Origin of the sequence: Pseudomonas sp. ZY71, assembly GCF_036542145.1 — a bacterium.
Lineage (GTDB): Bacteria > Pseudomonadota > Gammaproteobacteria > Pseudomonadales > Pseudomonadaceae > Aquipseudomonas > Aquipseudomonas koreensis_A.
The window spans coordinates 4,241,298-4,252,896 of the sequence record NZ_CP144274.1 but is presented as its reverse complement, the minus strand read 5'-3'; the positions used below and the strand labels follow the sequence as shown (position 1 = coordinate 4,252,896).

The window sequence follows — 11,599 nt, the reverse complement described above, 5'->3', positions numbered from 1 at the left end:
ATGTCGAGATTCTTCGCGGTGATGTTGGGTGCATCAGTAGAGCGTCAAGCAGTCGGACTGCGGTAACAACCCGACCAATCAGGCGGAAAGTCTCGTGCTAGAGAGGCCAGCCGTCGTGACCCTGTGGTCAGCGGGCGGCATTATACATAGGTAGCTGGCAATCTGCCGATGGTTCATATGCAACGATTCTCGTCCATTGGTCTAAAGGTCGCAGGGCAGGGTGGGGCGTAGAGTCGTCGTGAATGCTTGAGTTTGGCGCTTTTCCCTTTGCTTTCAGGCTTGTACGAAACGAGATGTGGCCGCGCCACGAACAGAGGGTTTGCGTGTTGATTTAACTGGGTTACGCTCGAACCAAGCCAGATGTTCAATCCAAACAATGGAGTTCAGCATGGGTTACAAGAAGATTCAGGTTCCAGCCGTCGGCGACAAAATCTCCGTCAATGCAGACCATTCTCTCAATGTTCCTGATAACCCGATCATCCCCTTCATCGAAGGTGACGGCATTGGTGTCGACATCAGTCCGGTGATGATCAAGGTTGTCGATGCTGCAGTTCAAAAGGCATACGGCGGTAAGCGCAAGATTTCCTGGATGGAAGTCTACGCCGGGGAAAAAGCCACTCAGGTTTACGATCAGGACACCTGGCTGCCTCAGGAAACCCTCGATGCAGTCAAGGATTACGTGGTTTCCATCAAAGGCCCGCTGACCACGCCGGTCGGTGGCGGCATCCGCTCGCTGAACGTGGCCCTGCGTCAGCAACTCGACCTGTATGTCTGCCTGCGCCCGGTGCGCTGGTTTGAAGGCGTGCCAAGCCCGGTGAAAAAGCCTGGCGACGTCGACATGACCATCTTCCGTGAGAACTCCGAAGACATCTATGCCGGCATTGAGTGGAAGGCCGGTTCGCCGGAAGCCACCAAAGTCATCAAATTCCTTAAAGAAGAGATGGGCGTCACCAAGATCCGTTTCGATGAAAACTGCGGCATCGGCGTCAAGCCGGTTTCGCTGGAAGGCACCAAGCGCCTGGCGCGCAAGGCTCTGCAATATGTGGTCGACAATGATCGCGATTCGCTGACCATCGTGCATAAAGGCAACATCATGAAGTTCACCGAAGGTGCCTTCAAAGAGTGGGCCTACGAAGTGGCCGCTGAAGAATTCGGCGCGACCCTGCTCGATGGCGGTCCGTGGATGCAGTTCAAAAACCCGAAAACCGGCAAGAACGTAGTGGTCAAAGATGCCATCGCCGACGCCATGCTCCAGCAGATCCTCCTGCGCCCGGCCGAATACGATGTGATCGCGACCCTGAACCTGAACGGCGACTACCTTTCTGACGCTCTGGCGGCGGAAGTGGGCGGTATCGGTATCGCGCCGGGTGCCAACCTGTCTGACACCGTGGCGATGTTCGAAGCGACCCACGGTACTGCGCCGAAGTATGCCGGCAAGGATCAGGTCAACCCTGGCTCGCTGATTCTCTCGGCAGAAATGATGCTGCGGCACATGGGCTGGACTGAAGCGGCGGATCTGATCATCAAGGGCACCAACGGCGCCATTGGTGCCAAGACCGTGACTTATGACTTTGAGCGTCTGATGGACGGGGCCAAGCTGGTTTCGTCTTCTGGCTTCGGGGATGCGTTGATTTCGCATATGTAAAAACGCGGGCACAAAAAAACCGCCTGATTCTTCGTTGAGTCAGGCGGTTTTTTATTGCTTGGAATTCAGGTGAAGATCAGTCAGCTCACGCTTTGGCAGTCGCGGCGGCAGCGGCAGCGCCGAAAGCAGCACTCTCAGCGGGACTGGATGGTTCAGTGATGACGTTTGTGATTTTTAGGGCATGCAGCCCCTTGGGGCCTTGAACAATCTCGAAACTCACCACTTGTCCGGCCTTGAGGGTTTTATACCCGTCCATTTCAATGGCCGAGTAGTGCGCAAAGAAATCAATCTCTTTGCCATCCTCATCGCGGCCTTCGTGGGTGTCGGTATTGATAAAGCCGAATCCCTTGGCATTGTTGAACCATTTCACCTTGCCGACAGCCATGCTCAAATCCCTCTGCAACAGACTCCATCGCTGGAGTATCATCCAATTCATCCGCAATCTAATCCGTTAAAAGGATTGACTCCGCGGATCTTTTTTACCCACTGTGGGCTCTATTGGTTGTAACACCGTTTTCCCGATAGTCAAGGTGACCGGGCAGTCGGAGTTGAAAACGTGGACAACCGCCCCCACCACTGTATTTGCACAACTGACGAACCTTTCTTTCCATGCATGCAATCAGCCAGATTCGACTAACATTCAATCAGGATCGCCCGCTTCTCCAAAAGGATCTTCCACAGGAGCACGACGACGATTCGGCAGGCGTTGCTGTTCAGGAAGCAAAGCCTGCGTTACAGGCGCCGCCGATGTACAAGGTGGTTTTGTTTAATGATGACTACACACCGATGGATTTCGTCGTCGAAGTGCTCGAGGTGTTTTTTAACCTGAATCGCGAGCTGGCGACCAAGGTCATGCTGGCCGTCCACACAGAAGGACGGGCAGTATGTGGAGTGTTTACCCGCGACATCGCCGAGACAAAGGCCATGCAGGTCAACCAGTACGCCAGGGAAAGCCAGCATCCGCTACTCTGTGAAATCGAGAAGGACGGTTAATCGCCGACCACTTGGGTATGAGGTGAAGCTATGTTAAACCGCGAGCTCGAAGTCACCCTCAATCTTGCCTTCAAGGAGGCTCGTTCGAAACGTCATGAATTCATGACCGTCGAACACCTTTTGCTGGCCCTATTGGACAATGAGGCTGCCGCCACCGTTTTGCGTGCCTGCGGCGCAAACCTCGACAAACTCAAGCACGACCTGCAGGAGTTCATCGACTCCACCACGCCATTGATCCCCGTTCATGACGAAGATCGCGAAACCCAGCCAACCCTGGGCTTCCAGCGTGTACTGCAACGTGCTGTTTTCCACGTACAGAGCTCGGGCAAGCGCGAAGTAACCGGCGCCAACGTGCTGGTTGCCATCTTCAGTGAGCAAGAGAGTCAGGCCGTGTTCCTGCTGAAACAGCAGAGCGTGGCGCGCATCGATGTCGTCAACTACATCGCTCACGGCATTTCCAAAGTGCCGGGGCATGGCGATCACTCTGAAGGTGAACAAGATATGCAGGACGACGAGGGCGGTGAGTCTTCTTCTTCAGGCAATCCTCTGGATGCTTATGCCAGCAACCTCAACGAACTCGCGCGCCAGGGTCGCATCGACCCGCTGGTCGGCCGCGAATCGGAAGTCGAGCGTGTCGCGCAGATTCTCGCGCGTCGGCGCAAAAACAATCCGCTGCTGGTCGGTGAAGCAGGCGTGGGTAAGACCGCGATCGCCGAAGGTCTGGCCAAGCGCATTGTCGACAACCAGGTGCCGGATCTGCTGGCCAACAGCGTTGTTTACTCGCTCGACCTCGGTGCTCTGCTCGCGGGCACCAAGTATCGCGGTGATTTCGAGAAGCGCTTCAAAGCTCTGCTCAATGAACTGAAAAAACGTCCGCAGGCAATCCTGTTCATCGACGAGATCCACACCATCATTGGTGCCGGCGCTGCGTCCGGTGGCGTGATGGACGCTTCGAATCTGCTCAAACCGCTGCTGTCGTCTGGCGACATTCGCTGCATCGGTTCGACCACGTTCCAGGAATTCCGCGGCATCTTCGAGAAGGATCGTGCCTTGGCGCGTCGCTTCCAGAAGGTCGATGTCGTCGAGCCGTCGGTGGAAGACACCATCGGCATCCTGCGCGGCCTGAAAGGGCGTTTCGAGCAGCACCACAACATCGAATACAGCGATGAGTCGTTGCGCGCCGCTGCCGAACTGGCATCGCGCTACATCAATGACCGGCACATGCCGGACAAGGCCATCGACGTGATCGACGAGGCGGGTGCCTACCAGCGTCTGCAACCGGTCGAAAAACGTGTAAAGCGCATTGAAGTGCCGCAGGTTGAAGACATCGTCGCGAAAATCGCGCGGATTCCGCCTAAGCACGTCACCAGTTCCGACAAGGAGCTGCTGCGTAACCTGGAGCGTGACCTGAAACTGACGGTGTTTGGTCAGGACGCGGCGATCGATTCGCTGTCGACTGCGATCAAGCTGTCGCGTGCTGGCCTCAAGTCGCCTGACAAACCAGTCGGTTCGTTCCTGTTCGCAGGCCCGACCGGTGTTGGTAAAACCGAGGCTGCGCGGCAACTGGCCAAGGCGTTGGGGATCGAGCTGGTGCGCTTCGATATGTCCGAGTACATGGAGCGTCACACCGTATCGCGTCTGATCGGTGCGCCTCCGGGCTATGTCGGTTTCGATCAGGGCGGTCTGTTGACGGAGGCGATCACCAAGCAGCCGCACTGCGTATTGCTCCTCGATGAAATCGAGAAGGCGCATCCGGAAGTCTTCAACCTGCTGCTGCAGGTGATGGACCACGGTACGCTGACCGACAACAACGGGCGCAAAGCGGACTTCCGCAATGTGATCGTGATCATGACCACTAACGCCGGTGCCGAAACGGCAGCTCGGGCTTCGATCGGTTTCACCCATCAGGACCACTCGTCTGATGCGATGGAAGTGATCAAGAAGAGCTTCACGCCGGAGTTCCGTAACCGTCTGGACACCATTATCCAGTTTGGTCGCCTCAGTCATGAGGTCATCAAAAGCGTGGTGGACAAGTTCCTTACCGAGCTTCAGGCGCAGCTGGAAGACAAGCGTGTGCTGCTTGAGGTCACTGACGCTGCGCGTAGTTGGCTGGCGGCGGGTGGTTATGACTCGGCGATGGGCGCGCGTCCGATGGCGCGTCTGATCCAGGACAAGATCAAGCGTCCGTTGGCGGAGGAGATTCTGTTTGGCGAGCTGGCCGAGCATGGCGGTGTGGTGCACATCGACATCAAGGATGGTGAGTTGACGTTTGACTTCGAGACCACCGCAGAAATGGCCTGACGGCCTTGGATCAAGAGGGCGCCTTCGGGCGCCTTTTTGTTATTTGTCGTTTGGGGTTTTTGGGTGAATATCCGTTGCTGCGGTGATGGCTTATTACGGTTTCGCCCTTACGGCGACTCACTTTTTTCAAACGCCAAAAAAAGTAAGCAAAAAACGCTTGCTCCTACGTGCGGCCCGCTCGCTGGGGCTCGGGGTTCCTTCGCTGCGGGATCGATCCGGGCGCAGCGCCTACGGTTTGCTTCGCTGCACCTCCTCTCGCTGTGTTTGGCTTCGCCAAACGGTCGCTGCGCTCCCACGCCCGGATCAATCCCTCCACTCAGCCTTCCGACGTCGCCCGTGGATCAAGATCAAGAGCAGGCGAGCTGACACTCGGCCTATTGAGTGGTGAAGAGCACGGCGCGCACGGCTTTTGTTTTTGCGGTGCTCTTGCCCCTCACCCCAGCCCTCTCCCGAGGGAGAGGGAGCCGATGGTGGGCCTTTCAGAATCTGAGTTCACCGCGGTATCGCACGTTGGCGTACCTCGCCCAAACACCTCGATCAGTCCTCTCTATATCCCGGAGTGGAGGGAGAGGGGCCGATTTGTGTGTTTTTCAAAACCTGAGTTCAACTCGGTATCGCACGTCGGCGCACCTCTTCCAAACACCGCGATCAGTCCCCTCTCCCTCTGGGAGAGGGCTAGGGTGAGGGCTCTTGATCTGGCTCTTGATCTGGCTCTTGATCTGGCTCTTGATCTGGCTCTTGATCTGGCTTTTGATTTGGCTTTTGATTTGGCTTGTGATCTTGCTTCGGCTCTTGATCTTCTGCCCCATCGGCAGGCCGAGCGAAGGTGTTCATCCGGGGGTAGGCGCGCAGCGCCGTGCGGCGAAGCCGCACTCATCGAGAGGAGGTGCAGCGAAGCAAACCGTAGGCGATGCCCCCGGATGGACACCGTAGCGAGGGAACACTGAGCCTAGGCGAGGTGCCGTACGCCAGGGGCAAAGCCTTTTGGTTCCTTTTTGGCGTTTGAAAAAGGGACTCGCTGTAAGAGCGAAACCGCCAGCGGCAGCACCCGCAGAAACGGATATACACACACAACCAACAAAGTGCAGATACAAAAACGCCCGGCATAAACCGGGCGTTCTGTATTGACTTGATTAACGAGCGCGGTAAGTAATGCGCCCTTTGCTCAAGTCATAGGGCGTCAGCTCGACGCGCACTTTGTCACCGGTAAGAATACGAATGTAGTTCTTGCGCATCTTGCCGGAAATATGCGCGGTTACGACGTGCCCATTTTCCAACTCCACACGAAACATGGTGTTGGGCAGGGTGTCGACGACAGTGCCTTCCATTTCGAAGCTGTCTTCTTTCGACATGCAGTAAAGCCCTCGGTATCCAATGAATGGCCCGGTGCAACTGCGCCAGGCAAAAGCGGCGTGCATTGTGCCCGAAAAATGGGGTTTACGCCAAGGGGTTTACGGCTTGGGTTTAGTTGAGGATGACCCAGCGCTGATTAATCAGCAATTCGATGGGTCGATATTGCGTCTTGTAGTTCATCTTTTTGCAGTTCTTGATCCAGTATCCGAGGTACACCGCCTCAAGCCCAAGGCGCTGTGCCTCGGCGATTTGCCAGAGGATGGCAAATCGGCCAAGGCTACGGCGTTCTTCGGCGGGTTCGTAGAAGGTGTATACCGCCGACAACCCATTTGGCAGCAAATCGGTCACCGCCACGGCGAGCAACCGTCCGTCGAGTCGGAACTCGTAAAAGCGCGAGAAGGGCAGGTCACGAACCAGAAACGTCGAGAATTGATCACGACTCGGCGGGTACATATCGCCGTCAGCGTGGCGTTGTTCGATATAGCGCTGGTACAGATCGAAATATTCTTCGCTGAACTGCGGCTTGGCCGGGCGTACCTGCAAATCCGTGTTGCGTTTGAAAATCCGCTTCTGCTGGCGATTGGGTGTGAACTGCGCCACCGGAATGCGCGCAGGCACGCACGCATTGCAGTTCTGGCAATGCGGGCGGTACAGATGATCGCCACTGCGGCGAAAGCCCATTTCCGACAGGTCTGCGTAGACATGCACATCCATGGGCTGGCTCGGATCGAGAAACAGGGTCGTGGCCTGCTCCTCGGGCAGATAACTGCAAGAGTGAGGCTGAGTGGCATAGAACTTCAACCGCGCCAACTCGGTCATGATCAACCCTCGGGATAAGCTGATGAATTAAGTGTAAGCCACGCGCGCAAAAGTCGCTCAGCAAACCCAGGTGGCACGATTGGGTTGATCCAGGTGATTTGCCAGATAGTCGGCGAATTGCTGACGAGGAATCGCCCGCGCGCCGAGGCTGTGCAGATGATCGGTCGGCATCTGGCAATCGATCAGTACGAATCCCGAGTCTTGCAGGTGACGCACCAGAGTGGCAAAGCCGAATTTCGAGGCGTTGTCAGCGCGGCTGAACATCGATTCGCCGAAAAATAGTTGGCCCATCGCCAGGCCATACAGGCCGCCGACCAGTTCGCCCTGATCCCAGACCTCCACCGAATGCGCGAAGCCGCGACGATGCAGTTCAACGTAAGCGTCCTGCATGGCTTCGGTGATCCAGGTGCCGTCGGCGTAATCCCGGGGCGCGGCGCAGGCGCGGATCACGGCGTCGAAGTCCTGGTCGAAGGTCACTTGATAGCGTTCCTGGCGCAGCAGTTTGCCGAGGCTGCGCGAGACATGCAGTTCGTCGGGAAACAGCACTGTGCGCGGATCCGGCGACCACCAGAGAATTGGCTGGCCCTCGGAAAACCACGGAAAGCAGCCATGGCGATACGCCTGAATCAGCCGATCGGCCGACAGATCGCCACCGGCGGCGAGCAATCCGTTAGGGTCGCGCATGGCCTTTTCCAGCGGCGGAAAAGTCAGGGAATTACGTTGTAACCAAGTCAGCATGGCATCCAGGCTTGCAGAAGGGGAGGGCGGTGCGGGCTGTTCGGCCCGCGATAAAGTGTGCCGTTAAATGACAGGAATGTCGTCCAGATACTTCTCGGCATCGAGCGCGGCCATGCAGCCGGCACCTGCTGACGTCACCGCCTGGCGGTAAACGTGGTCGGCGACGTCGCCGGCGGCGAATACCCCGGGAATCTCGGTGGAGGTAGCGTCACCGTCGCTGCCACCCTTGACCAGCAAGTACCCGTCGCGCATCGGCAGCTGTCCTTGAAACAGGCCAGTGTTGGGCTTGTGACCAATGGCAATGAATACGCCGGCCAGCGCCAGTTCGCGGGTTTCGCCGGTGTGGCTGTCGCGCAGTCGTGCACCGGTGACGCCGCTGGCATCGCCCAGCACCTCGTCGAGATTCTGGTTCCAGTGCAGGCGCACATTGCCGTTGGCGGCTTTCTCGAACAGTTTGTCCTGGAGGATTTTTTCCGAGCGCAGTTTGTCGCGACGATGGATCAGGTGCACTTCTTTAGCGATGTTCGACAGGTACAGGGCTTCCTCCACGGCCGTATTGCCGCCGCCGACCACGGCGACCACCTGATTGCGATAGAAAAAGCCGTCACAGGTCGCACAAGCAGAAACACCTCGGCCGGCAAAAGCGTCTTCCGAGGGCAGGCCCAGGTATTGCGCCGAGGCGCCGGTGGCAATGATCAGCGCGTCGCAGGTGTAAGTGCCGCTGTCGCCGACAAGCTCGAACGGGCGCTGCTGCAACTTGGCGGTGTGGATGTGGTCGTAAACGATCTCTGTGGCAAAGCGTTCGGCGTGCTTCTGCATGCGCTCCATCAACACCGGGCCAGTGAGGCCTTCGACGTCGCCGGGCCAGTTGTCGACCTCGACGGTGGTGGTGAGCTGGCCACCTGCCTGCAGGCCGGTAATGACCACCGGTTTGAGGTTGGCGCGGGCGGCATACACGGCAGCGCTGTAACCGGCCGGACCGGAGCCGAGGATGATCAGGCGTGAATGCTTCGCTACGTTCATCAAATACACCTCATAAGCCTTTGTCACAAAAGGTAATGCATGCTCAAATTGAGTCGCGGGTTCTGTGTGCTTGACTATGCTCAGTCCTGGGGTTTGAAGCATGGCATCAGACGCACAAACCCGTACAATGCCGGGCTGTAACAGAATATTCGCGGTGCGTTGTGTTTATAAAAAGCGCGACGCAGTGTTAAAAGTAGTCTCAGTTGTGCTCGTTCACTTTTTTACCTGCCTGGATTGGGCAGTTTTTTATCGTCATTCAATAGATGGACGCGCCTCGTGCGCAGGAAAAGAAGCGTTTTGAAGAAATCCACCGAAGCACCAAAAACAGTCGTTCCGCTCTGGCGCCAACAATTGCACTACCGGCTCAAGGAAGGTGCATTGATCGCCATCGGCGCCTTGTGCCTGTTCCTGATGATGGCCTTGCTGACCTACGGCAAGGACGATCCGGGCTGGAGCCACAACAGCAAGATCGACGACGTACAGAATTTCGGCGGCCCGGCGGGCTCCTACAGCGCCGACATCCTGTTCATGGTGCTGGGTTACTTCGCCTACATCTTCCCGTTGTTGCTGGCGGTCAAGGCCTACCAGATCTTCCGTCAGCGTCATGAGCCGTGGCAGTGGAGCGGCTGGCTGTTCTCCTGGCGCCTGATCGGTCTGGTGTTCCTGGTGCTGTCCGGCGCGGCGCTGGCGCATCTGCACTTTCACGCGGCTTCGGGGCTGCCGGCGGGTGCTGGTGGTGCGCTGGGCGAAAGCCTCGGCAATCTGGCGAAGAACGCACTGAATATTCAGGGCAGCACACTGCTGTTCATTGCGCTGTTCCTGTTTGGCCTGACGGTGTTTACCGACCTGTCGTGGTTCAAGGTGATGGACATCACCGGCAAGATCACCCTCGACCTGTTCGAGCTGTTCCAGGGCGCGCTCAATCGCTGGTGGGCGGCGCGTACCGAGCGCAAGCAACTGGTTGCGCAACTGCGTGAAGTCGACGATCGCGTGCATGACGTGGTCGCGCCGACGGTCACCGACAAGCGTGAGCAGGCCAAAGTCAAAGAACGCTTGATCGAGCGTGAGCAAGCCCTGAGCAAGCACATGTCTGATCGCGAGAAACAAGTGCCGCCGGTTATCGCCCCGGCTCCGGCCAAGGCGCCCGAGCCAAGCAAGCGCGTGCAGAAAGAGAAGCAGGTGCCGTTGTTCGTCGACAGCGCCGTGGAAGGCACCTTGCCGCCGATCTCGATTCTCGATCCGGCAGAAAAGAAACAACTCAATTACTCGCCTGAATCCCTGGCGGCGGTCGGCCATTTGCTCGAAATCAAGCTCAAGGAGTTTGGTGTCGAGGTCACGGTGGATTCGATCCACCCCGGCCCGGTAATTACCCGTTACGAGATCCAGCCTGCCGCCGGCGTAAAAGTCAGCCGCATCGCCAACCTCGCCAAAGACCTCGCGCGTTCGCTGGCCGTGACCAGTGTGCGGGTGGTTGAGGTGATTCCGGGCAAGACCACCGTCGGTATCGAGATTCCCAACGAAGACCGGCAGATCGTGCGCTTCTCCGAAGTGCTGTCGACGCCTGAATACGACAATTTCAAATCGCCGGTCACCCTGGCGCTGGGTCACGACATCGGTGGCAAACCGGTCATCACTGACCTGGCGAAAATGCCGCACTTGCTGGTGGCCGGTACCACCGGTTCCGGTAAGTCGGTGGGTGTGAACGCGATGATCCTTTCGATTCTGTTCAAGTCCGGCCCGGAAGACGCCAAGCTGATCATGATCGACCCGAAAATGCTGGAACTGTCGATCTACGAAGGCATTCCGCACCTGCTGTGCCCGGTCGTGACTGACATGAAGGACGCTGCCAACGCCTTGCGCTGGAGCGTTGCCGAGATGGAGCGCCGCTACAAGCTGATGGCGAAGATGGGCGTGCGTAACCTGTCCGGTTTCAACGCCAAGGTCAAGGAAGCGCAGGACGCTGGCGAGCCGTTGAGCGATCCACTGTACAAACGCGAAAGCATCCACGACGAAGCACCGCTGCTGCAGAAATTGCCGACCATCGTTGTGGTAGTCGACGAATTCGCCGACATGATGATGATCGTCGGCAAGAAGGTCGAAGAACTGATCGCCCGTATCGCCCAGAAAGCGCGTGCGGCGGGTATTCACTTGATCCTCGCGACCCAGCGGCCATCGGTGGATGTGATCACCGGTCTGATCAAAGCGAACATTCCCACGCGTATGGCGTTCCAGGTATCGAGCAAGATCGACTCCCGCACCATCATCGATCAGGGCGGCGCCGAACAACTGCTCGGCCACGGTGACATGCTCTACATGCCGCCGGGCACCAGCCTGCCGATCCGGGTTCACGGTGCGTTCGTATCCGACGATGAAGTACACCGCGTGGTCGAAGCGTGGAAACTGCGCGGCGCGCCGGAATACAACGACGACATCCTCAACGGTGTCGAAGAAGCCGGCAGCGGTTTTGAAGGCAGCAGCGGTGGCGGCGACGGTGATGATCCGGAAGCCGACGCGCTGTATGACGAAGCTGTACAGTTCGTGCTGGAAAGCCGTCGTGCCTCGATTTCCGCGGTACAGCGCAAGCTGAAAATCGGCTACAACCGCGCCGCACGGATGATCGAAGCCATGGAAATGGCCGGCGTCGTCACCTCGATGAACACCAACGGTTCCCGTGAAGTCCTGGCCCCGGGCCCGGTACGCGACTGATTGCAAACGCAAGAGGCGGGA

At 57.7% G+C, this 11,599-nt stretch carries 9 protein-coding genes; 4 read left to right on the top strand and 5 right to left on the bottom strand.

The window, feature by feature from the left end; genetic code table 11:
- The first annotated feature begins 388 nt into the window (after window positions 1-388).
- Entirely contained in the window at window positions 389-1,645 is a 1,257-nt protein-coding gene (gene icd / locus VY732_RS18850; protein ID WP_116030137.1) for an NADP-dependent isocitrate dehydrogenase, read from the top strand.
- An 85-nt stretch (window positions 1,646-1,730) separates the two neighbouring features.
- Here the strand turns inward: icd and VY732_RS18845 are convergent, their stop codons facing one another.
- The gene (locus tag VY732_RS18845) at window positions 1,731-2,030 is read right to left on the bottom strand and encodes a cold shock domain-containing protein (protein ID WP_331691464.1); all 300 of its coding nucleotides are present in this window, start codon (window positions 2,028-2,030) and stop codon (window positions 1,731-1,733) included.
- Window positions 2,031-2,254: 224 nt separating this feature from the next.
- Between VY732_RS18845 and clpS the strand changes: the two genes are divergently transcribed.
- Both clpS and clpA read left to right on the top strand, forming a co-directional pair.
- A complete protein-coding gene (clpS, locus tag VY732_RS18840; protein ID WP_011334948.1) occupies window positions 2,255-2,638 on the top strand; it encodes an ATP-dependent Clp protease adapter ClpS in 384 nt (127 codons plus the stop codon).
- Window positions 2,639-2,668: 30 nt separating this feature from the next.
- A complete protein-coding gene (gene clpA / locus VY732_RS18835) occupies window positions 2,669-4,939 on the top strand; it encodes an ATP-dependent Clp protease ATP-binding subunit ClpA (protein ID WP_016987404.1) in 2,271 nt (756 codons plus the stop codon).
- A gap of 1,133 nt (window positions 4,940-6,072) precedes the next feature.
- Here the strand turns inward: clpA and infA are convergent.
- The 4 genes from infA to trxB form a co-directional block, all read right to left on the bottom strand.
- The gene (gene infA / locus VY732_RS18830; RefSeq protein ID WP_002553999.1) at window positions 6,073-6,291 is read right to left on the bottom strand and encodes a translation initiation factor IF-1; all 219 of its coding nucleotides are present in this window, start codon (window positions 6,289-6,291) and stop codon (window positions 6,073-6,075) included.
- A gap of 112 nt (window positions 6,292-6,403) precedes the next feature.
- Window positions 6,404-7,111: an arginyltransferase gene (locus tag VY732_RS18825; protein ID WP_007908064.1), complete on the bottom strand. Its 708-nt coding sequence runs from the start codon at window positions 7,109-7,111 to the stop codon at window positions 6,404-6,406.
- Between the two features lie 57 nt (window positions 7,112-7,168).
- Window positions 7,169-7,849 (bottom strand): leucyl/phenylalanyl-tRNA--protein transferase, encoded by a 681-nt coding sequence (aat, locus tag VY732_RS18820; protein WP_077573594.1) that lies wholly within the window; start codon window positions 7,847-7,849, stop codon window positions 7,169-7,171.
- Between the two features lie 63 nt (window positions 7,850-7,912).
- Entirely contained in the window at window positions 7,913-8,872 is a 960-nt protein-coding gene (gene trxB / locus VY732_RS18815) for a thioredoxin-disulfide reductase (protein ID WP_137219231.1), read from the bottom strand.
- A 276-nt stretch (window positions 8,873-9,148) separates the two neighbouring features.
- On the opposite strand from trxB, the gene VY732_RS18810 reads away from it, so the two are divergent.
- A complete protein-coding gene (locus tag VY732_RS18810; RefSeq protein WP_185057860.1) occupies window positions 9,149-11,578 on the top strand; it encodes a DNA translocase FtsK in 2,430 nt (809 codons plus the stop codon).
- Window positions 11,579-11,599: the final 21 nt, after the last annotated feature.